The organism is Streptomyces sp. NPDC044044 (assembly GCF_056434405.1).
This window is the reverse complement of record NZ_JBWKFG010000001.1, coordinates 697,505-718,215: the sequence shown is the minus strand read 5'-3', so window position 1 is coordinate 718,215 and position 20,711 is coordinate 697,505. Positions and strand designations below refer to the sequence as shown.

Sequence of the window (20,711 nt, the reverse complement as noted above, 5' to 3'; positions counted from 1 at the left end):
GGGCGCGCCGAGCGGCGGTGGCGCGGCACAACTCCCGGGGGCGCAGCGACAGCTGCCCGTGCGGCAGGCGCCGCCGCACGTCAGTCGCACGTCATCAGTGGCCGCGCAGGGCCTTCCAGTCGTCCTCGAGAATGGAGTACTGGACGATGTCGTGCCATACACCGTCGACGTGGCCGTAGTGCCGCAGCCGTCCCTCCCGGACCATGCCGGCCTTCTCGATGGCCCGTTGCGCGGCGATGTTGGACGGCATGAATCCCGACCAGACGCGGTGCAGTCCGAGCCGGTCGAAGCCAAGGACGCCCAGCAGGAAGCCGATCTCGACGCTGTGGCCCACGCTGACCCGATCGGCGCGCAGCGCCAGGCCCACCTCCGCGCTGCGGTAGCCGACGCGGACCATTCCGCCTTCGCCCGACTGGTCCTCGACGATCAGCTTCGCCGAGCCGATCAACTCGCCCGTGGCGATCTCGCTGACGCCGAGGCGGTAGTGCGAGCGCGGAGTGCGCCGCGCACCCGCCCTGGCCTGCTCGACCAGTGCCGCTGCGTCGGTGCGCCGGAAGGGCGGCATGCCGAACTCACGGGTCGTGCGGGGGTCGCCGAAGATGCCGAGTACGCCCTCGACATCGCTGGGCAGGAATTCCCGTAGTCGCAGCGTGGCGCCTTCGATGAGCACGGAACGCTGTTCCGAGACGGGCGGTGGCCGTTCATCGAGCAGCGCCTGGCGCGGCTCTCGCGGCCCCCACAGGGGGGCTTGCTCCCGCTCGGCTTCCAGGCGATCCGTCATCTGCTGACTCCTTGGTGATGTTTCGTCGGGCCGAACGACACGCGCGTGACCCAGAGTGGTCTGCGCGTGCGGGCCACAGGGAGAAGGCTGGCCAGAGGCAGGAGCCATCCGCAGAGGAAGCCCCGGCCCCGGGGTTCGCGCACCGCTCGCACGGCGGCGACGTTCGGGTGCACCGCGCGCAGCTTCCGCTGTTCCGCCGGTGTCATCCCCCAGAGCATCGGCGGCGGCCGGTACCCGGCGGGGTACTTCCACCGGCCCCGTTCGGTGCGGGCGGCCATCCAGGCGGGCGGGGTGTCGAAGACCAGCTCCGCTCCGGGAAAGCGGGCGGCGCACCCCTCGATGAGCCGGTGAACCACGTCCCGCGGGAGATACATCAGCATCCCCTGGGCGAGGATCAGCACCCCGCGCGAGGCGTCGACCTCGTCCATCCACCGTGCGTCGGTGGCCGAACAGGGCAGCGTGCGGTGGCGCGGCGCGTCCGGCAGCAGCCGCTTCCGCAGCGCCGCGACCTCGGGCAGATCGACCCCGAGCCAGTGCACCCTGCCGTTGTCCACCCGCCAGAACTGCGTCTCAAGGCCCTCTCCGAGCGAGACGACCGTGCCGTCCGGGTGGTCCCTGAGGAAGCGGCGCACCTCCCGGTCGTAACAGCGCGCGCGTACGGCCATCCCTTGCGCATAGCCCCAGTTGCCGGTGCCGAACCGCCGCTCGAAGGGGTAGTCGACAGCGTCGATCACCTCGATCGCCTTCGGGTCGAGCAGTGCCGAGCCAGGGTCCTTCGCGGCCAGAGCGCGGTGGTGCAACGTCCATAGCGTCGTCTCGGCGACGCCATCCAGCTGGGCCTTCCGCTTCTGTCCGTCCATCCGGCGATGGTCACAACACGGGCGGTGGCCCAGCAAGGAGCGTCACTCCTCCGAGCGCATAGATCACTCCTTCAGTTGGGATTTCCCACCGGGGACGAGCTCGGCAAGGTGATGCAGCGACTTGGGGAGATGCTCGGGGCCGAACGGCGGGAACCGGAGGTACTCCCGGATGTACTGCGGGACCGCCGACCAGTCGTACGTGAGCGTGACCTCGGTCTCGGACGGGCCGAGCGGCACCAGGTCGTAACGCCAGGTCCAGCCGCCGAACTCCAGGTGGCCGTCCGCCTTCTCCTCCCCCGTCAGCCAGCCGATGGCGCGCGGCGGGTCGAGCACCTGGACCTTGTTGGCCACCTGGTAATCACCGTCCGGATGGTCAGCGTGGTACATGCCCATCCGGAAGATCTGCCCCACCTCGGTCAGCGGCGCCCGGTCGGCGGCTTTCCGGACCCAGCCGGTGCCATCGATCGAAGCATGGGCCGTCGGGTCCGCAAGGACCGCGAACACCCTCTCGGCGGGCGCGGCCACGGTCAGGGTGGCGCTCACGTTCTCCTGGTCCACGGAGTCCACGCTCCTTGTCATCTCGTCGTCAGCTCAGGCGCCTCCCACGGGCGGGGAGGCGAACGTCCTCGCGGAAGGAAAACGTCCTCACCGTGCAGACGATGCGGCGATGCGGAACTCATCGGTCGTGTCGTCGGAACCCGCAGCCGTGCCGCCCCCGCCCTGCGGTCCTCGCGCCACGACGTACAGGAACAGCACGGCCATGACGGCGACGCCCGCCCACATGGCCTGCTGCCAGCCGTCGACGAACGACTCCTGGGCCGCACGGATCAGCTCCTGGCCGTGGGCACCGGCTCCGTCCGCGGCCCCGATGGCGTTGGCGACGCCTTCGCGTGCGGTGTCGCCGGCTCCCCGGGGAAGGTCTTCGAGCCGGGAGTCGATGGCGCTGCGGTAGCCGGAGGACAGCAGTGCGCCGAGCAGGGCGACGCCCAGCGCTGTACCGAACTCCCGGGTGACGTCATTGAGTGCGGAGGCGACACCCTGGCGCTCACGCGGCAGGGAGCTGGTGATGGCCTCGGTCGAGGGAGTCATCGACAGGCCCATGCCCGCCCCCATGGCGAGCATGCCGGGAAGGACGGAGAGGTAGCCGCCGTCCACGGAGACGAAGGCGGCCATGAGCGCCAGACCGGCGCCGGCCAACAGGATCCCCGCCGCCATGGTGGCGCGGGCGCCGATGCGGGCGGCCAGCCTGGGGGCCAGGCCCGAGGTCATCATCATCAGCACGGCCATGGGCATCAGCGCCAGCGTGGACAGCAGGCCCGACCAGCCGAGCACGGCCTGGAGGAAGGGGAAGAGGACCACGAAGATGCCCGCCTGGACACCGAAGACCGCCAGGAGCGTGATCGAGCCGCCGGCCAGCGAGCGCTCGCCGAACAGGCGCACGTCCAGGAGCGCGCCATCCCCGCGGCGCAGTTCCCAGGCCACGAAGCCGACGGCGGCGATGACACCGACGGCGAGGCCGAGCAGGGTCACGGGCGAGGTCCAGCCGCGCTCGGGGCCCTCCTGCAGGACGAAGATGAGCGCGACCACCGCGACGACGGAGGTCAGAGCGCCGACGGTGTCGAAAGCGTGCCGGGACTTCTCGCGGGAGTCGGGAACGGACCGCACCGCCATGGCGAAGGCCACGACGACCAGCGCGACGGGCAGGACGAACAGCCAGCGCCAGCTCGCCACGTCGACCAGGGCGGCGGAGAGGAACATGCCCAGGATGCCGCCGCCTCCGGCGACGCCGGTCCACACGCCGATCGCCCGGCCGCGCTCTTCCTTGGGGAACGTGGAGGTGATGACGGCCAGGGTGACCGGCATGATCATCGCCGCGCCGACGCCGCTGAACAGGCGTGCGGCCAGCATGACTTCGGCCGACGACGCGAGGCCGGCCACCACGTTGGCGACACCGAAGAGGACCAGTCCCGCGAGCAGCATGGGCTTGCGGCCCCAGCGGTCGCCGAGCGCGCCCAGGGGCAGGAGCAGGGCGGCCAGACTGAGCGTGTAGATGTTGATGATCCACAAGATGGTGCTCTGCGAGGCCCCGAAGGAGACGGCGAGGTCGGGCTGGGCGACGTTCAGCCCGGACACCGAGGCGATCACGGCCATCAAGGCGATGCAGACGGCGATCAGGATGGTGCGGCGCCTGCGCGCGTCCGGTACGCCCTCGCCGGGTGCGCCGCCGGGATCAGCGGCACTCAGCTGTGGGGGCTGGTTCGTACTCATGGGTTCCTCTCCTAGGGCATGCGGATATCGGCGCCGGATCGATTGATGGGCGGGCGCCAGGGGTTGGGACCTGAGCCGGCCCCACGCGAGCTCTCAGGCGCGGGTGCGGCCACGCTGTGTGGCGGCGAGGGCCGCCTCGGTGTCGGCGGCGGCCAGGTCGGCATTGATGTGCGCGCCGGCCAGGGCACCCGCCGCGGCGGAGGCGCCGACCTGGGCGGTCAGGTCGGTGGCGTTGCCGGCCACCCACACCCCCGGCACCACGGTGGCGCCGGCCTTGCCTGCGGCGAAGTGGCGGCCCGTGCCGCCGGGCAGGTCCTGCATCGGGAGCCCCAGTTCCTCCAGGCCGTCGGTGCGGGCCCGCATGGTGGTGGCGACGGCGAGGACACGCCGGGCCACCAGCTGTCCGTCACTCAGGCGTACGCCCGCGATGCCGCCGTCCTCGGAGGCCACGACCTCGGTCACCGGGGCGTCGACGAGGTGGATGCCCCGCGCGGCGAAGCGCGCACGGGTGTCCTCGTCGAGTTCGGTGCCGCGGGTGAAGTAGACGAGGTCGTCGGTCAACTGGCGGAACAGCAGGGCGTGGTGGACGGAGGCCGGGCCGACGGCGAGGATCCCGATGGGCTCGTCGCGCACCTCCCAGCCGTGGCAGTACGGGCAGTGCACCACACCGTGGCCCCAGTGCTCGGCCAGCCCGCGCACCTCGGGCAGGACGTCGCGCAGTCCGGTGGCGACGAGCAGGCGGCGTGCTGACAGGGTGCTGCCGTCGGTGAGGGTGACCGTGAAGCGCGGGTCGCCCCCGGCGGCGGAGGCGACTTCCCCGGTCACGACCAGGCCGCCGTAGCGGCGCACCTCGGCCCGCCCCCTCCGCAGCAGTTCGGCCGGCGCGATGCCCTCCAGACCGAGCAGGCCGTGCACGCCGTCCGCGGGTGCGTTGCGCGGGGTGCCGCTGTCGATCACGACGACCGTGCGGCGGGAGCGGGCGAGCATCAGCGCGCCGTTCAAGCCCGCGGCTCCCCCGCCGATCACCACGGCATCGACGGTCTCGCCCGGCAGTTCGTCGGTCGCACGGGCGGCAGTGGCTTCGACCGCACGGGCGGCTGCGGTCTCGGCCGCATGCACAGCAGTGGTCTCGGCCGCATGCACGGCAGTGGTCTCAGGCATGGCGTCGCACCTCGTTCCTTCACGCGAGCCCCCAGCGGTCCGGTCGGTTCGGGGGCTGCGCTCACGACGATAGGCACGCCTTGCGGGCAAGGCATATGATGTTGCCCATGACGCAAGACAATGGCGAGATGGACAGCCTGGTACGCAAACGGATCCGCGCCCTGCGGGTGGCGCAGGGCTGGTCCCTTGAGGAACTTGCCACCCGCGCCTCCGTCAGCCAGTCCACGCTCAGCCGCATCGAGAACGGCCAGCGCCGCCTGGCCCTCGACCAGCTCGTCACGCTCGCGCGGGCCCTGGACACCTCCCTGGACCAGCTCGTCGAGACGGCCACCGACGACGTCATCACCAGCCCGGCGATCGACGGGGCCCATGGACTCATGCGCTGGCCGATCAAGGCGGAGCCCGGCATGAGCGTCGTACGTCAGCGCATGACGAACCCGCCGCCCGACAGCCCCTCACGCATGCGCGCCCATCCGGGCCGCGAATGGCTCGTCGTCCTGTCCGGCACCGCGATCCTGCTCCTCGGCAACCGGCGCCTTCGCGTCGAGACCAACCAGGCGGCGGAGTTCCCCACGATGCTTCCGCACGCCATCGGCGCCGAGGGCGGGCCGTGCGAGATCCTGGGCATCTTCGACCGCGACGCCCGCCGCGGCCACCAGCGCGAGGACAACGGCGACAGCGACCGGCCCCGCCCGTGACGGACACGGGCGGGCGCCCCGCCCCTGGCGGCACCGAACCGCGATGGCCTACCGGTTGCGCGTGCGGCAGCGCGGCGGGCCATCTTCTTGCGCACTCCGGGATCCATGGTGCCGCCACGGCATGATCGATCTAGCGTCGCTGTCATGACCCACACCTCCCCGCACGCGGCCCACGACAGCGCCCACCACCGCCTTTCCTCGCACGATTCGGACGACGACGGCCAGGCGGAGATCCTCGATCTGGACGCGGAAGTACTCGCCGAGCACATCGCGTCCATCACCGCGTGGCTGCCCCTCGACAAGGCCCCGCGCCACATCGTGGACCTGGGATGCGGGACGGGCACCGGCACGTTCGCCCTACTCGCGCGCTTCCCCGGGGCGGAGGTGACCGCCGTCGACGCGTCGGCCCGTCACCTGCACCGTCTGCAGGAACGCGCCGAGGCGCTCGGGGTGGCCGACCGGGTACGCACGGTGCCCGCCGATCTCGACGCGGGCTGGCCCGTGCTCGGTGAGCCCGAGCTGGTGTGGGCGTCGGCGTCGATGCACCACGTGGCCGACCCGGACCGCACCCTGCGCACGGTCCACGATCTGCTCGCGCCCGGCGGCCTGTTCGCCGTCGTAGAGCTGGCCGACTTCCCCCGTTTCCTGCCCACCGATGCCCCGAAGGAGCGGCCTGGTCTCGAGGATCGCTGCCACGCCGCCCTCGCGCACCACGACGCCGAGCACGTGTCGCACCGCGGCGCGGACTGGGGTCCGAAGCTGACTGCTGCCGGGTTCACCGTCGAGGGCGAGCGGACCATCACCGTGAACGTCGACGGCTCCCGCGGCGCGGTGGTCGGCCGGTACGCGCTCAGCAGCCTGAAGCGCCTGCGCGCCGGCGCCGCCCACGCCCTGACCGCGGACGACCTCAGTGCCCTCGATCAACTCCTCGACACCGAAGGCCCGCACAGCATCGTGCGCCGCAGCGACCTCGCCGTGCGCACCGAGCGCACCGTGTGGGCCGCACGCCGCGCCTGACCTCGCCGAGGCCGATTGTCAGTGCCTCCGGGCACGATGGCCCCCATGACAACCTCAGCTCCTGTGTTCGCCGATGCCGCTGCCTACGCGCAGGCGGTCGAGGACGCATCGAAGGCCGCGGCCGCCTACTACACGGGCGGCACGTCGGCGTGGGACGACGACGCGTACGACCGCCTGGTGCGGGCCATCGCGGAGTTCGAGGCCGAGCACCCCGACCAGGTGCTGCCCCACTCGCCGACCGGGAAGGTCGCAGGCGGCGCCGTGCAGGGCGACGTGCCGCACACGGTGGCCATGCTCAGCCTGGACAACGTCTTCACGCCCGAGGAGTTCACCACCTGGACCGCCTCCGTGGCCCGCCGCATCGGCCGGGAGGTGACGCGGTGGAACGTCCAGCCCAAGCTGGACGGCCTGGCCATCGCCGCCCGCTACACCGACGGCCGCCTCACCCGGCTGGTCACCCGCGGGGACGGCACGGCCGGAGAGGATGTCTCGCACGCCATCGGCACCATCGAGGGCCTGCCCGGCCGGCTCACCGAGCCGGTCACCGTGGAGGTGCGGGGCGAAGTCCTGATGACCACGGGCCAGTTCGAGCACGCGAACACGGTGCGCACCGCGCACGGCGGCGCCCCGTTCGCCAACCCGCGCAACGCCGCGGCCGGCACCCTGCGCGCCAAGGACCGCGCGTACACGGTGCCGATGACGTTCTTCGCCTACGGCCTGCTGCCCCTGCCCGCCACGCCTGCCGACGCCGCCGGGCACCTGACCGAACTGGCCCACGGAGACCTCCTGCGGTACGCCGCAGGCCTCGGCGTGCACACCCCGGCCGGCACACCGGTGCCCGGGGTCACGCTGGAGAGCGTCGAGGACATCCTGGCCCGGGTGGAGGAGATCGCCGCGCTGCGGGCCGAACTGCCCTTCGGGATCGACGGGATCGTCATCAAGGCCGACCTCGCCGCCGACCAGCAGGCCGCCGGGTCCGGAAGCCGGGCCCCTCGCTGGGCGATCGCGTTCAAGCTGCCCGCCGTCGAGAAGATCACCAAGCTGATCGAGGTGGAGTGGAACGTCGGCCGCACCGGCATCATCGCCCCACGCGCCGTCCTGGAGCCGGTCGACATCGACGGCTCGACCATCACGTACGCGACGCTGCACAACCCCTCCGACATCACCCGGCGCGACCTGCGCATCGGCGACCACGTGATGGTCTACAAGGCGGGCGACATCATCCCCCGCATCGAAGCCCCGGTCGCCCATCTGCGCACCGGAGACGAGCAGCCGATCGCCTTCCCCGAGGTGTGCCCGCAGTGCGGCTCCCCCATCGATGCCGGCGAGCAGCGCTGGCGGTGCGAACGCGGCCGCGACTGCCACCTGGTCGCCTCGCTGTCGTACGCCGCCGGGCGCGACCAGCTCGACATCGAGGGCCTCGGCGCGAGCCGCGTCGTCCAACTCGTCGACGCGGGCCTGGTCGCCGACATCGCCGACCTCTTCACCCTCAGCCGCGAACAGCTTCTGGGCCTGGAGCGGATGGGCGAGACCAGCACGGACAATCTTCTGGCCGCGATCGAGACGGCCAGGACCCAGCCCCTTTCCCGGGTCCTGTGCGCACTGGGCGTGCGCGGCACCGGCCGCTCCATGTCCCGCCGCATCGCCCGGCACTTCGCCACCATGGACCACATCCGCTCCGCCGACGCGGAGGCGATGCAGCAGGTCGAGGGCATCGGCAGCGAGAAGGCCCCCGTCATCGTGTCCGAGCTGACCGAACTCGCCGCGGTCATCGACAAACTGACGGCGGCCGGTGTGAACATGACCGAGCCCGGCGCCACACCCCCTTCCCCCGACGACCGGACCGAGACCGGCACGCAGGCGGGACCGGGCACGGGCCCGCTGGACGGCATGACCGTGGTCGTCACCGGCGCCATGACCGGCCCGTTGGAACAGCTCAGCCGCAACGAGATGAACGAACTGATCGAACGCGCCGGCGGCAAGTCGTCCTCCAGCGTCTCCAAGCGCACCAGCCTGGTCGTCGCCGGAGAAGGCGCGGGGTCCAAGCGCGCCAAAGCCGAGGCGCTCGACATCCGTCTGGCCACCCCGGACGAATTCGCCGAGCTCGTGGCCGCCCTGCTCACCTGACCGCCGCACGCACAAGAAGGGTGGGCCCGCCACGTGCGAACGGAAACGGGCCCACCCACAGCGTCCTTGGGAACGCATGCGGCCACCGTACGATCACCCGCGCCGACCCGCATGCCGAGCACCCCGGTGCTGACTGGGCAGGTGGTCCCGCCGGTCATCAGGATCGATGCCGGTGTCGGCCGGCGCCGCCGCTCTCGCCCGGCTCGGAGCCCGCGGTGAGTGACCCGGCTCGCCCGGGGCGACATTGATGTGCAGGAGTGGCAATTCTCTTTGCCGCTTCTGCTGAACGTCGCAGACAGTGGGCGTACTTGCCGCACCGATCACCCGCCGCGACGGGAGCCCAGCGCCGTGCAGAGCGCCACGGCTGGTGCAGCTGCTCCAACGCCCATACAGGAGAGCTCCGATGGAGAACCACTACTTCGTGATCATCCCGATCGAGATCGACGAGGACAACGAGGGCGCCTACCTCGGGATCTGGCAGGACGGCGCCGACCTGATGGCGTCCCAGCCCGGGTTCGTCCAGACCTCCATGTTCCGCACGGTCCTGCCGGGCAGCAGGTTCCGCCTCGTGAACGTCGCCGAGTGGGAGTCGTACGCCGACTGGGAACAGGCGATGAACGTGTGCCCGATGATGGGCCAGCAGTTGGCCGTCGTTCACGCATCGGGGTACGAGGCGATCCGGACCGTCGACCCGGTCGCGGGCCGCGGGCCGGTTGCCGACCACGCCCATGAGGTCGCCGAGATGTCGCCGGTAGAGGCACGGCGCCGCCTGGCCGACGGTGAACTCACCTTGGTCGACGTCCGGCAGGACGACGAGTGGGCGGCCGGCCGGCCCGCGGGCGCCGTGCGCGCCGCGCTCGACACGGTGGCGGCCTCCCCTTCCGCGCTGCCCGACGGGCCGCTGGCGTTCATCTGCCGCACCGGCCGGCGCAGCACGCAGGCCGCGGCGCAGGCGGTGGGCCTCGCCCGTTCCGCGGTTTTCAGCGTCACCGGTGGGATCGCAGCCTGGGAAGCGGCCGGTCTGCCGCTCGTCTCCGGCCCCACGGGGAAGTAACCGGGTACAGGACGACGCCCCTTGCACCCGCGTCGGCCGGGCGGCAAGCAACACCCCCTCTGCGACGGGCCGACCTTTCCGTACCGCCCCCGAAAAGGTCCGGCTCGGCCGGCCCGTCACGTGATCAGCCACTGTCTCCGAAGGGAACCATGGCCATGTTTTTCGTCGACACCCTGACGTTCGAGGGCCTGGGAAACCGCAGCTATCTGTCCGGCGGCCCACGTGCCGCGGTCGTCGTCGACCCGCCGCGCGACATCGACCAGTTGATCGAGGCAGCGGCGAGGCGCGGGGTGCGCATCGCCTACGTGGCGGAGACCCACGTCCACAACGACTACGTCACCGGCGGTCTGGAGCTGGCTCGCGTCACGGGCGCCGTCTACCTGGTGCCGTCGGCGGCTCACGTGTCCTTCGCCCGTACGCCGGTCACCGACGGAGACACGGTCACGGTGGACGAGGGGCTGGTGCTGCGTGCCATCGCCACACCCGGTCACACGCCCCACCACACCTCCTACGTCCTGGAGGAGGACGGCCGCGGTGTGGCGGCGTTCACCGGCGGCTCCCTCCTGATCGGCACGGTGGGGCGCCCGGACCTGGTGGAGCCGCGGCTGACCGAGCAACTGGCGCGGGCCCAGCACGCCTCCGCGCACCGGCTGGCCGACGAGCTCGACGACGCGGTGCCGGTGCTCCCCACCCACGGCTTCGGCAGCTTCTGCTCCTCCTCCCAGGCCGAGGGGGACGCGACCACGATCGGCAAGGAACGCAGGGCCAACGACGCGCTCACCCTCGATGTGGACACCTTCGTCGCCCGGACGCTGGCGGGCCTGGAGGAAGTGCCCGCGTACTACACGCACATGGGCCCGATCAACGCCGCCGGTCCCGCCCCTGTCGACCTCACCCCGCCCGCGCCCGCCGACGCAGGACAGATCGCCGGGCGGCTGGCCGCTGGCGAGTGGGTGGTGGACCTCCGCAACCGGGTCGCCTTCGCCGAGGGACACGTGGCCGGGACGTTCAACTTCGAGGGCGATGGCAAGCTCGCCACGTATCTCGCCTGGCTGATCCCCTGGGGCAAGCCCGTCACGCTGCTGGCCGAGACGGCCGCTCAGATCGCCGACGCACAGCGCGAACTGACCCGCGTGGGCATCGACCGGCCGGCCGCCTGCGCCACCGGCGGCCCGGCGAGCTGGCTCCGCGAGGGCGAACAGCCGGCGTCGTTCCCGCGCGCCACCTTCTCCGACCTCGCCGAGGCCCGCCGGCGCGGCGGAGGGGCACTGGTGCTCGACGTACGCCGTGATTCCGAACGCGCCGCCGGACACATCTCGGGCTCGGTGCACATCCCGGTCCATGAACTGCGCCTGCGCATCGGTGAGATACCGGAGGGCACGGTGTGGGTCCACTGCGCCGGAGGGATGCGCGCCGCGATCGCCGCTTCTCTCCTGGACGCCGCCGGACGGCAGGTCGTCGCGGTCGACGACGGCTTCGAGGCCGCGGGCGACGCGGGTCTGCCCCTCACCACCCGTTCCTGAACACCATCTGACCCGCAAACGCGAAGGCCCATGATGTCCCACCTCGACAGTGGTCACAGCCTCCCTGCCCTTGAACAGGCCCCGCGCCACGCCGGCGACAGAACCGCCCTGCTGCCGGGTACCGTCCGCTGCAGCGCGGAACGAACTCCCGGTCGGGGCGGCCGAGCAGCGTGAGCGCCCTCGTCCTCGCCTTGCTCGCCGGGGCCGTGGTCGGCCTGGCGCTCGGCGCTCTCGGTGGCGGGGGCAGCGTCCTCGCCGTGCCCGCGTTGATCTACCTGCTCGGCTTCACGCCCGCGGCGGCCACCACCGCGAGCCTGGTCATCGTGACCGCCACCTCGCTGACCGCCCTGTACGGCCACGCCCGGTCCGGACACGTGCGGTGGAAGGCCGGAGCCCTGTTCGCCGCCGCCGGTCTCCTGCCCGCGGCGCTCGCCGGAGCCGCCGCGAGCCGGCTGCCCCAGGCCGCCCTCACCATCGCGTTCGGCGTCATAGCCGGCCTCGCCGCGCTCAGGATGCTGCGTCCGGCGCCGGCGAGCGGTGCGGGGGACGGCACGGTGCGGCCGGCTAAGGCGGCGGGCACGGGGGCCGGCCTCGGTGTGCTGACCGGCCTCCTGGGAGTAGGGGGAGGCTTCCTCGCGGTACCGGTACTGGTCACGGTGCTGGCGTTCGAGATGCAGGCCGCGATCGGTATCAGTCTGCTGGTCATATCGGCCAACTCAGTGGCTTCCCTGGCCACCCGAGGGGCCACCGTCGCGGGCCTCGACTGGTCGGCCATCGGCCCGTTCGCCGCCGCCGCGCTCCTGGGCGCGTGGGACGGCAAACGCCTGGCCCTCAAGGTGTCCGGCCCCCTGCTGCAGCGTGCCTTCGCGTCCGTGCTGCTGGCGGTGGCGGCGTTCATGCTCCTCGACGCCGTGCTTTGACTCGCCGCCGCGAGAATCTCAGTGGTGCTGCGTCATGTGGGCGAGGGTCTGTGCGGCGCTGTCGGGGGCGAAGGCGCCGTTGATGCCCTCGGCGGCTCCTGCGGCGGCTTCCACGGAGCGCGGCAGAAGGACCTTCTCGTACGCGGTGATGGCCTGGTCGACGGTGGGGTTGTCGATGAGCGCCTGGGCGAGGTCGGCGCCGTCGAGCATGGCGAGGTTGGCGCCCATCCCGGAGAAGGGGGACATGAGATGGGCGGCGTCGCCGAGGAGCGTGAGGCCGGGGGTGTGGGGCCAGGTGTGCGGGACCGGAAGGGCGTACAAAGGGCGGTTGGTGTAGCCGGTGTCGGTGGCGGTGATGAAGCCGAGCAGGTCGGGGCTCCAACCGGTGAACTCCTTGAGGAGAGCGTCGCGTACGGCTGCTGTGTCGGTGAGGTCGAGGCCTGCCTGCCGGTGCCAGTTCTCGTCGGTGCGCATGCCGATGTAGATGCGGATGTGTCCGCCGCTGTTGCGCTGGGCGACGAGGCCCTGGTTGTTGTCGAGGGCCATCATGGTGCCGTCGCCGGTGAGTTCGGCGAGGCCGGGGTGGCGGCGGTCGGCATCACTGAGCCCGGCCTCGACGAAGGTGACACCGGTGTAGACCGGCGCCGCGTCGGACAGGAGACGGCGGACCTGGGACCAGGCACCGTCGGCCCCGACGACGAGGTCCGCGTCGGCGTGGGCGATCGTGGCGTCGGCGAAGTGCAGGCGGTGGGTGCCGTCCTTGAGCGGGTCGACGCGCGTGAGCTTGTGACCCCAGCGCACCGTGCCCGGCGCCAGGGAATCGAGGAGGAGGCCGCGCAGTTGGCCGCGGTCCATCTCGGGGTTGCCCTCGGTGACGTCGGCCGCGGGCGGGGCGGCGTCGAACAGGATCCGCCCGTCCCGGCCGACCAGTCGCATCTGCTGCCCCTCGGGGCGGGCCTCGGCCAGGAAGTCGTTCAGCAATCCGGCTGTACGCAGGGCGTGTTGACCGGAATCGGGATGCATGTCGAGGGTGCCGCCCTGGTCGCGGGCGGTGCGGGAGGCGTCGGCGTCGTAGACGGTGGCGGCGATGCCGTGCTCCTGCAGGACGCGGGCGCAGGTCAGGCCGCCGGGACCGGCACCGATGATCGCGATGCGGGGTGTGGGAGTGGGGGCGGGTGTGGGTGTGGGGGTGGTGGTCATGGTGGTTCTCCGTTCCTGGGGCACGGCAGGGCCGAGCCGCGGTGTGGCTTCGCTGTGCGGGGGTGTCTTCGACGAATCGCGCGGTATGGCGGCAAGGGCGTTACGGGAGCGGTGTGGCGGCAAGGGTGTTCCGGGGCCGGACAGTGCACCTCACGGCCGCCGCCACCCCAGAAGAGCACACCAACTCAATAAGTGCAACGACTAAACTTTTGGAGCTGGGCAACCAAAGGGTAGAGTCCAGGTATGACCGACACGGACAGCGATAGCGATAGCCATAGCGACAGCGAGGCAGGGGCCCCGGCCACGCCGATCGGGCGCCGCGAGCGCAAGAAGGCCGCCACCCGCCAGGCCATCGCGGATGCGGCACTGCGCCTTTTCCTGGAGCGCGGATACGACGATGTCGGCATCCGGGAGATCGCGGATGCCGCCGACGTGTCCACCACCACGCTGTTCAAGCACTTCCCGGTCAAGGAAGCTCTCGTCTTCGACGAGGACGCCGCCCAGGAAGCCGCACTGCTCGCCGCCGTACGCGAGCGCCCCCAAGGCCGGTCCATCCCCGCGGCGCTGCGCGAGCACGCGCTGCGCCACCGCATGGCGGCCACGGACGGCGACGACCGTTTCACCGCCTTCTCCGACCTGGTCAACGACACTCCGGCCCTGCGCGCCTACCTCCAGAACATGTGGCTGCGCCACACCTCCGCCCTGGCCCTCGCCATCGCCGACGCAAGCGGCCTGCCCGCAGGCGATCCCGCCTGCACCGCCCTGGCCCACTTCGCCCTGGAAGCCCCCCGTGCCGCCCGCGGCCACGACGACCCCCGCCAGGCCATCACCCGCGCCTTCGAGATCCTGGAAATCGGCTGGCGCGACCTCGCCTGAGGAGTCCCCTCTGATCGCGGCGTACAGGACAGCCCTCGCCCGCTCCCTCTGTGACGCGGCTCACGAGGAAAGGGTGACAGGACGTTGTCGCGGACAGCTGCGACCGTCGGCGGCATGACGATCACAGACGAGGACTGCCTCACCGAGACCCTGAAGTTCAACGAGAGTTTCGCCGCCGCCGTCGCGAGCCGCCCGGCCCGCGAAGTGATGCCGGACGCAACCCTGCTGGCCACCCTGCGGCGCAACCGGCTCGGCGGCGACACACCCCCGGTGAGACTTCCGCAGGGGCAGGACCGCGTCGTCACGGGCGGGGTGAAGGTCCGGGCGTTCGTGCCCGACCACGTCGACGGCGTGTACCTGCACATCCACGGCGGCGGCTGGGCATTCGGCTCCGCGGACGGGCAGGACGAGAAGCTCTGGCGCCTTGCCGAGCAGACGCGACTGGCCGTGGTGAGCGTGGAGTACCGCCTCGCTCCGGAACACCCCTTCCCCGTGGGCCTTGACGACTGCGAAGCGGCCGCCCGGTGGCTGGTGGACCACGCCACCGTCGAATTCGGCACTCAACGGCTGCTGATCGGCGGCGAGTCGGCCGGTGCGCACCTGAGCGTCGGGACACTGCTGCGCCTTCGCGACCGGCACGACATCACCGGCGCGTTCCGAGCGGCTCACCTGCTCTTCGGCCCGTACGACCTGTCGATGACACCCAGTCAGCGATCGTTCGGATCCCGGCAGTATCTGAGCAACACCGACACGCTCCTACGGACCTACGAGCAGTTCACGCCGGACATGAGTGCGGAACAGCGCCGCGCTCCCGAGGTCTCACCGCTGTTCGCCGACCTGACCGGACTGCCGCCCGCCCGGATCGTCGTCGGCACCGAGGATCCGCTGCGGGACGACTCGCTGTTCCTGGCCGCACGCTGGCAGGCGGCGGGTGCGCCCGTGCAGCTAGGTGTCGTCGCCGGTGCCATGCACGGCTTCACTCTGTTCCCGCTGACCATCACCGAGCGGGAACTACGGCGCGAGCGGGACTTCCTGTCCGCAGCGGGACGGTAGCGTCGGCGGCGTGAACCGCACTGCTCGGCTCTACGCGCTGGTGGAAGAGTTGCGCGCGGCCGCGCCACGGCCGCTGACGGTCGCGGCGCTCGCCGCGCGATTCGAGGTGAGTACGCGCACGGCGCAGCGCGACCTCCAGGCGCTGATGGAAGCGGGCGTGCCGGTACGCACCACACCCGGTCGGGGCGGGGGCTGGTCGATCGACCCGGAGATGACCCTGCCCCCGATCCGGTTCACCGCCGACGAAGCCTCGGCCCTGGCCGTCGCGCTCGCCGCGGCCGACGCCTCCGCGCCGTACGCCGGTGCGGCCCGCACCGCGGCGCAGAAGATCGCGGTCTCGATGACCGGTCCCGCATCGGCGGCGGCACAAGAACTCGCCGCACGGATCGTCGCGCTGCCGTCACGGGCCGACTCCACGGTCCGCGCCGCGGTGGAGAAGGCCCTCACCACCAACACGGTGCTGCGGCTGTCCTACATCGACGCGGCGGGCCGCGAGAGCGACCGGGTGGTGGAACCGGCCGGACTGCTCACCGCCGACGGCCGGTGGTACCTCATCGCCTGGTGCCGCATGCGACGGGCCGGCCGGGGCTTCCGGCTCGACCGCGTCGCGGCGGCGACTCCGACCGACGAGCAGGCTCAGCCCCATGACCTGACCGAACTGCTGCTGGGCTCGGCCGCCGCGGGCGCGGTGCGGCCCGCCGCGCTGGCTCCGCTCACGCCCCCGCCCGAGTACCCCCGGGCCGCGTCTCAGGCCGCCGGAACGGTGGCTTCCCCCGCCGGTCCGCTGTCCTCGGGCGAGTCGCCTTCGGGACCCAGCGGGCTGCCCTCCCAGACCAGGGTCCGCCAGCCCTCGTCGGGTGAGCCCGTGAGGACGACCACGCCCGTGTTGCCCAGCGGGTGACTCGCCGCGTACGCCACGTCGACGTTGGCCGCCCGAGCGGCCACCCACGTGCGGATCGCGGCGCCGTGGCTGACCATCGCCACCGTCTCCACACCCGTTGCGGCCGCCTCTGCGACGACTGCGTCGAAGCGCCCCAGGGCCTCCACGCCGTTCTCGCCGCCGGGCATCCGGCGCTCGGTGTCACCCCCGGACCAGGCGAAGGCAGTGGCGAGGTAAGCGGCGGCGGCCTCGTCGTCGCCGCGCATCTCCAGGTCACCGGCGACCAGCTCCCGGATCCCGTCCCGGACCTGGACCTCAAGACCTGTCGCGGCGGCCAGCGGCGCGGCGGTCAGCTGGGTGCGCACCAGCGTGGACGCGTAGAGGGCAGCGATCTTCTCCCCCGCCAAGGCCTGCGGCAGCGCACCCGCCTGTTCCTGTCCGAGCGGCGTCAGCCCCGGGCCCGGCGCCCCGGTGTCCAAGAGGTGCTTGACGTTGGACGGGGTCTGGCCATGACGTATGAGCAGCAGGCGCATGCGGGACTACCTCCACTGGACGGAACAAGCCCTTCCACTCTGCCACCCGGGCCCGCCGCCGCGACGCGTGGATACCGGCAGCAGCCGTCCGGGCCTTGCGGGACGGGTTACGTGTCACGCCGGTTGCCCTCGTCGTCGCAGGGCAGGTCGGCGGCCTCGTGGTGCACGAGGAAATCGCGGGTGGCCTGACGTTCGACCTCTGCGATCGCAGTGGGCTTGACCTTGATGATGCCGTGGAAGGGCCGGTCGACGTCACGGATGATGCACAGCGTCACCGTCAGGAGCGCGGTGATCACCGTCAGGACGACGAGCTGGCCGCGGTTGTTCCTGCGGGGCAGGCAGACGGCGAGAGCCACGACGGTGATGGCGAGGGTGGCGAGCAGGAACCAGAAGATGGCGCTGGGGATGCTGGCGGTGGCCTGCGTGAGGCGTTCCTCGCGTTCGTCGGACCGCTTGTTGTCGGCGGCGATCAGCATGCCGAAGACAGGCTTGCCCTCCAGACCGCGGAACGAGCGCCGGACGTCGGTCGACCACACGCTGGGCGCTGCCGCCCCGCTGCCGTCGGCCATGGCGGGCCACTCCTGGGTGCGGACGGCACGTGCGTAGCAGACGGCGTCCGCCTGGACCCGTTCCCGCTCCTCCGCCGACGCGTATTCGGCGATCTCGGTGAGCTGGTCGAGCGCGCGTGCCTCGCCGCGCGACGCGACCTCGGCCTTGCCGTAGGAGCCTGATGCGGTGACCAGCACGAAGGCGAGCAGGAGGACGGTCAGCGTCAGCAAGGGGCCGACAAGATCCTTGACGGCCATACCGGTGTCGTCGTCGGGCATCAGCCGCGGCCGCAGGAATCGGTTCGCCGCGAGCCCTGCGCACAGAGCGAGTACGGCGACGACGATGACGAGGGCCACTGACACCTCCTGAGCAGACGACGGAGTCCGCCATTGCGCGAATCCGCGGTGATCATGACCTGCTCCGCGGCGCCCGAAAGCGCCGAACGTTCGATCGCCCTCGAAAGGGCGATGCACTTGCGCCGGAAGCCTCACTGGCCCGCTGGATCACCGGCTCACTGGCCCGCTGGATCACCAGCTCACTGGCGAGGCGACGACCATCAGCGCGAGCCCTGACGGATCAGGCAGTGCGCCGCGGTTTCCTCGCGGCCGTCTTCTTGCCCGCGGTCTTCTTGGCGGTGGAGGACTTCTTCGCCGCGGTGGTCTTGGCTGCCGTCTTCTTCGCGGCTTTCGTGGCCGCGGTCTTCTTCGGCTTCTTCGGCATCTCGTGGACCGTCGCGTCCTCGCCGGTCTCGCCGCGGGCCGACTGGGCCTTCTGTACGGACTCCTGGAGCGCGGCCATGAGGTCGAGCACCTGTCCGGCGGGTGCCTCCTCCTCTTCCGTCTCGGGCGGCTTCTTCCCCTCCGCCTTCGCCTGGATGACCCGCTCGAGGGCTTCGGTGTAGCGGTCGGTGGCCCAGTCCTGGTCGGCGATGCCGTCCGTGGTCATGGAGTCGATGAGCAGGATCGCCCGGTCGATCTCGTCGTCGTCCAGCTCCATCGCCTTGGGCGCCAGCTCCTTGGGATCCCGGACCTCGTCGTCCCACTTCATGGCGTGCAGCAGGATCACGTCGTCCTGCACCCGCAGCAGGCCCAGCCTCTCGCGCCCGTGCCACGCGAACTTCGCGACGGCGGCCTTGCTGTTCCGTTCGAGGGCTTTGCGCAGGAGTGTGTAGGGCTTGTTCGCGACCTGCCCGTCGGCCTGCAGGTAGTAGCCCTCGCCGATCCGGATCGGATCGATCGATTCGTAGGGCACGAAACCAGCGATCTCGATCGCCTTCGCGGTCGGGAGGGGCATCTCGTCGAGCTCGGCATCAGTGACCGCGACGATCGTGTCCTTGCTGACCTCGAACCCCTTGCCGATCTCGGCGTTCGTGAGCTGCTTGCCGTCGAGATCGCAGATCTTCCGCGTACGGACCCGGCTCATGTCCTCCAGGTGGTACTGGTGGAACGAGATCGAGTGGTTCTCGGTGGCGGGCAGCACCTTGATCGGGATCGTGACGAGGCCGAACGAGATCGCGCCGGACCAGACGGGACGGGGCATGAGGTACCTCCGGAGTGCGTCGGACCTGAGGCTGATGCGGGATCTCAGATCTCGTGGACGAATCTCAGGAAGTGGCCAGTCGGTGGCCGCTCGGCCACGGAGTCGAGACTGCCTGGTCAGCCTGTTCACCCTTCGGAGTGCGTCAGACGTGATCGAGACTTCCTAGGGACAGTCTCCTAGCAGCACGGCCGGTCAGCATCCGGCCAGCGCCGGGGGTACGCCATGGACAGCCCTGCAGTCACTCTCAGTATGCGCGGTACAGGGGGTAGAGGCACTGCGCGGGAAGAGGTGGCGGATGCTCAGCGGTGACTGGGCCCGCCGGTCAGTCGATGCCTTCGATGATGCGGAAGTCACGCTCGAAGCCGTCGGGGAGGGCCACCAGCGCCTTCTGGTATTCCTCGCTCTCGTATGCCGCGACGGCCTGTTCGAAGCTGTCGAACTCGATCAGGACGACGCGTTGCGTGTTTCCGGCCTCGTGGGCCACGACTCGACCGCCACGGGACGGGATCCGGGACAGGACGCGCCCGCCCCCGGCCTGGACAGCCGGACCGGCCAGGTTGTCGTAGGCAGCCAGCGTCTCAGGGCCGGAAACGGCGGGGTAGACACTGACCCAGTAACCCTTGGCCATGGAAACCTCCTGGGTTCGGCCGGACACGTCCGACGTCGAATTGAGACCCGCAGGCTAGGGCTTGATGTGCGTTCGGGGGAAAGACCGGTCCTGGATAGGCTCAGAACGGATCGTTATCAATCGGCAGGGAGGGCACGTGGCGCCGGATACGGTGAGCCTGCGCTACTTCCTGGTGCTGGCGCAGGAGTTGAACTTCACCCGCGCGGCCGCACGGATCGGCATCGCACAGCCCGCACTCAGCGCCCGGATGCGCCGATTGGAGGCGGAACTCGGTACGGCCCTGCTGGTCCGCAACACGCGCAGCGTCGTATTGACCACGGCCGGTGCGGCGTTGGCGGAGTCCGCGCCGCCCGCGCTTGCGGCGCTGGACCGGGCATGGGACACCGCCCGGAGCGCGGCGGCCGGTGAACTGGGCACGCTGCGCATCGGATACAGCCTCAGCACCGGGGCCGAGACGGTACCGGCGCTGGTGGACAGGCTGATGCGCGACAACAGCGGACTTGAGGTCGGCGCGGTCCCGATGGCGACACCGGAGATCTCCCCCGCGGTCGCCGACGGCCGCATCGATGCCGGGATCACCCGCGGTGAACAGCCGGGCCATGACGTGCGCCGGTTCCTGCTGCGGCGTGCGCGCATCGGGGTCCAGCTGGCGCAACACCATCCGCTGGCCGAACACCCGGAGATCGAGATCGCCGACGCGGCCGCGTATCCCCTGCGACTCCCGGACCGTGCGGCCAACCCCGTGATCCACGATCAGCTGTCCGCACTGTTCCGAGACACCCGACCGCACCTCCGATTCCACACGCCCGCAGTCTCGTTCGACATGTCTCAGCGCGACCTGCGCGACGGGGTCACCCTCGCCCCGGCCGGAGAAGCCGCGGCCACGGCACAACCGGCCGGTCTCACCTGGCGACCGCTGCGAGGCGCACCCAGCCTCACGATCCACCTGGTCCTGCCACGCGAGCAGTCACCACTGCACCGCCGTATTCGTGCCGTCGCCAAAACCCTGGCGCACGAGCTGCACTGGCTGCCGGACTGACGCGC

The 20,711-nt window shown here is 71.2% G+C and carries 19 protein-coding genes and 1 pseudogene; 10 read left to right on the top strand and 10 right to left on the bottom strand.

The window, feature by feature from the left end:
- Positions 1 to 94: 94 nt before the first annotated feature.
- From AC07AG_RS03400 to AC07AG_RS03380, 5 genes are all read right to left on the bottom strand, one after another.
- The gene (locus AC07AG_RS03400) at positions 95 to 781 is read right to left on the bottom strand and encodes a GNAT family N-acetyltransferase (protein WP_478751340.1); all 687 of its coding nucleotides are present in this window, start codon (positions 779 to 781) and stop codon (positions 95 to 97) included.
- Complete coding sequence (locus AC07AG_RS03395) at positions 778 to 1,641, bottom strand: class I SAM-dependent methyltransferase (RefSeq protein WP_478751338.1); 864 nt, start codon at positions 1,639 to 1,641, stop codon at positions 778 to 780. The genes AC07AG_RS03400 and AC07AG_RS03395 overlap by 4 nt, the downstream gene beginning before the upstream one ends.
- A gap of 63 nt (positions 1,642 to 1,704) precedes the next feature.
- Positions 1,705 to 2,199, bottom strand: coding sequence for an SRPBCC family protein (locus tag AC07AG_RS03390; protein ID WP_478751336.1), 495 nt, complete (start codon positions 2,197 to 2,199; stop codon positions 1,705 to 1,707).
- Positions 2,200 to 2,286: 87 nt separating this feature from the next.
- Complete coding sequence (locus AC07AG_RS03385) at positions 2,287 to 3,909, bottom strand: MFS transporter (RefSeq protein WP_478751334.1); 1,623 nt, start codon at positions 3,907 to 3,909, stop codon at positions 2,287 to 2,289.
- Positions 3,910 to 4,002: 93 nt separating this feature from the next.
- Positions 4,003 to 5,070, bottom strand: coding sequence for an NAD(P)/FAD-dependent oxidoreductase (locus AC07AG_RS03380; RefSeq protein WP_478751332.1), 1,068 nt, complete (start codon positions 5,068 to 5,070; stop codon positions 4,003 to 4,005).
- Between the two features lie 107 nt (positions 5,071 to 5,177).
- Between AC07AG_RS03380 and AC07AG_RS03375 the strand changes: the two genes are divergently transcribed.
- The 6 genes from AC07AG_RS03375 (at position 5,178) to AC07AG_RS03350 (ending at position 12,409) form a co-directional block, all read left to right on the top strand.
- A complete protein-coding gene (locus AC07AG_RS03375) occupies positions 5,178 to 5,768 on the top strand; it encodes a helix-turn-helix domain-containing protein (RefSeq protein ID WP_478751330.1) in 591 nt (196 codons plus the stop codon).
- Between the two features lie 144 nt (positions 5,769 to 5,912).
- The gene (locus AC07AG_RS03370; protein WP_478751328.1) at positions 5,913 to 6,785 is read left to right on the top strand and encodes a methyltransferase; all 873 of its coding nucleotides are present in this window, start codon (positions 5,913 to 5,915) and stop codon (positions 6,783 to 6,785) included.
- A gap of 36 nt (positions 6,786 to 6,821) precedes the next feature.
- Positions 6,822 to 8,912 (top strand): NAD-dependent DNA ligase LigA, encoded by a 2,091-nt coding sequence (gene ligA / locus AC07AG_RS03365; RefSeq protein WP_478751326.1) that lies wholly within the window; start codon positions 6,822 to 6,824, stop codon positions 8,910 to 8,912.
- A 403-nt stretch (positions 8,913 to 9,315) separates the two neighbouring features.
- Positions 9,316 to 9,966: a rhodanese-like domain-containing protein gene (locus AC07AG_RS03360; protein WP_478751324.1), complete on the top strand. Its 651-nt coding sequence runs from the start codon at positions 9,316 to 9,318 to the stop codon at positions 9,964 to 9,966.
- 155 nt (positions 9,967 to 10,121) lie between these two features.
- Complete coding sequence (locus AC07AG_RS03355) at positions 10,122 to 11,489, top strand: MBL fold metallo-hydrolase (protein ID WP_478752211.1); 1,368 nt, start codon at positions 10,122 to 10,124, stop codon at positions 11,487 to 11,489.
- 170 nt (positions 11,490 to 11,659) lie between these two features.
- The gene (locus tag AC07AG_RS03350) at positions 11,660 to 12,409 is read left to right on the top strand and encodes a sulfite exporter TauE/SafE family protein (RefSeq protein ID WP_478751322.1); all 750 of its coding nucleotides are present in this window, start codon (positions 11,660 to 11,662) and stop codon (positions 12,407 to 12,409) included.
- An 18-nt stretch (positions 12,410 to 12,427) separates the two neighbouring features.
- Here the strand turns inward: AC07AG_RS03350 and AC07AG_RS03345 are convergent, their stop codons facing one another.
- Positions 12,428 to 13,609, bottom strand: coding sequence for an FAD-dependent oxidoreductase (locus tag AC07AG_RS03345; RefSeq protein WP_478751320.1), 1,182 nt, complete (start codon positions 13,607 to 13,609; stop codon positions 12,428 to 12,430).
- A gap of 243 nt (positions 13,610 to 13,852) precedes the next feature.
- Between AC07AG_RS03345 and AC07AG_RS03340 the strand changes: the two genes are divergently transcribed.
- The 3 genes and pseudogenes from AC07AG_RS03340 to AC07AG_RS03330 all read left to right on the top strand — a co-directional run.
- Entirely contained in the window at positions 13,853 to 14,485 is a 633-nt protein-coding gene (locus tag AC07AG_RS03340; protein ID WP_478751318.1) for a TetR/AcrR family transcriptional regulator, read from the top strand.
- Between the two features lie 114 nt (positions 14,486 to 14,599).
- Entirely contained in the window at positions 14,600 to 15,538 is a 939-nt protein-coding gene (locus AC07AG_RS03335; RefSeq protein ID WP_478751316.1) for an alpha/beta hydrolase, read from the top strand.
- 10 nt (positions 15,539 to 15,548) lie between these two features.
- Positions 15,549 to 16,145, top strand: a pseudogene (locus tag AC07AG_RS03330) (helix-turn-helix transcriptional regulator); the annotation flags it as partial.
- Positions 16,146 to 16,285: 140 nt separating this feature from the next.
- On the opposite strand, the gene AC07AG_RS03325 reads toward AC07AG_RS03330, so the two are convergent.
- From AC07AG_RS03325 to AC07AG_RS03310, 4 genes are all read right to left on the bottom strand, one after another.
- On the bottom strand, positions 16,286 to 16,951 hold the full coding sequence (locus AC07AG_RS03325; protein WP_478751314.1) for a histidine phosphatase family protein: 666 nt from the start codon (positions 16,949 to 16,951) through the stop codon (positions 16,286 to 16,288).
- A 107-nt stretch (positions 16,952 to 17,058) separates the two neighbouring features.
- The gene (locus AC07AG_RS03320) at positions 17,059 to 17,856 is read right to left on the bottom strand and encodes a bestrophin-like domain (protein ID WP_478751312.1); all 798 of its coding nucleotides are present in this window, start codon (positions 17,854 to 17,856) and stop codon (positions 17,059 to 17,061) included.
- Between the two features lie 220 nt (positions 17,857 to 18,076).
- A complete protein-coding gene (ku, locus tag AC07AG_RS03315) occupies positions 18,077 to 19,039 on the bottom strand; it encodes a non-homologous end joining protein Ku (RefSeq protein WP_478751310.1) in 963 nt (320 codons plus the stop codon).
- A gap of 322 nt (positions 19,040 to 19,361) precedes the next feature.
- Entirely contained in the window at positions 19,362 to 19,667 is a 306-nt protein-coding gene (locus AC07AG_RS03310; protein ID WP_478751308.1) for a DUF1330 domain-containing protein, read from the bottom strand.
- A 136-nt stretch (positions 19,668 to 19,803) separates the two neighbouring features.
- Here AC07AG_RS03310 and AC07AG_RS03305 point away from each other — a divergent pair, with 136 nt between their 5' ends.
- Positions 19,804 to 20,706, top strand: coding sequence for a LysR family transcriptional regulator (locus AC07AG_RS03305; RefSeq protein WP_478751306.1), 903 nt, complete (start codon positions 19,804 to 19,806; stop codon positions 20,704 to 20,706).
- The last annotated feature ends 5 nt before the right edge of the window (positions 20,707 to 20,711 follow it).

Coding starts and splice junctions, on each gene's coding strand:
- AC07AG_RS03360 (WP_478751324.1), top strand. CDS start 9,316: ATGGAGAACCACTACTTCGTGATCATCCCGATCGAGATCGACGAGGAC.
- ligA (WP_478751326.1), top strand. CDS start 6,822: ATGGCCCCCATGACAACCTCAGCTCCTGTGTTCGCCGATGCCGCTGCC.
- AC07AG_RS03310 (WP_478751308.1), bottom strand. CDS start 19,667: ATGGCCAAGGGTTACTGGGTCAGTGTCTACCCCGCCGTTTCCGGCCCT.
- AC07AG_RS03370 (WP_478751328.1), top strand. CDS start 5,913: ATGACCCACACCTCCCCGCACGCGGCCCACGACAGCGCCCACCACCGC.
- AC07AG_RS03375 (WP_478751330.1), top strand. CDS start 5,178: ATGACGCAAGACAATGGCGAGATGGACAGCCTGGTACGCAAACGGATC.
- AC07AG_RS03355 (WP_478752211.1), top strand. CDS start 10,122: ATGTTTTTCGTCGACACCCTGACGTTCGAGGGCCTGGGAAACCGCAGC.
- AC07AG_RS03335 (WP_478751316.1), top strand. CDS start 14,600: ATGACGATCACAGACGAGGACTGCCTCACCGAGACCCTGAAGTTCAAC.
- AC07AG_RS03400 (WP_478751340.1), bottom strand. CDS start 781: ATGACGGATCGCCTGGAAGCCGAGCGGGAGCAAGCCCCCCTGTGGGGG.
- AC07AG_RS03385 (WP_478751334.1), bottom strand. CDS start 3,909: ATGAGTACGAACCAGCCCCCACAGCTGAGTGCCGCTGATCCCGGCGGC.
- AC07AG_RS03325 (WP_478751314.1), bottom strand. CDS start 16,951: ATGCGCCTGCTGCTCATACGTCATGGCCAGACCCCGTCCAACGTCAAG.
- AC07AG_RS03345 (WP_478751320.1), bottom strand. CDS start 13,609: ATGACCACCACCCCCACACCCACACCCGCCCCCACTCCCACACCCCGC.
- AC07AG_RS03395 (WP_478751338.1), bottom strand. CDS start 1,641: ATGGACGGACAGAAGCGGAAGGCCCAGCTGGATGGCGTCGCCGAGACG.
- AC07AG_RS03340 (WP_478751318.1), top strand. CDS start 13,853: ATGACCGACACGGACAGCGATAGCGATAGCCATAGCGACAGCGAGGCA.
- ku (WP_478751310.1), bottom strand. CDS start 19,039: ATGCCCCGTCCCGTCTGGTCCGGCGCGATCTCGTTCGGCCTCGTCACG.
- AC07AG_RS03380 (WP_478751332.1), bottom strand. CDS start 5,070: ATGCCTGAGACCACTGCCGTGCATGCGGCCGAGACCACTGCTGTGCAT.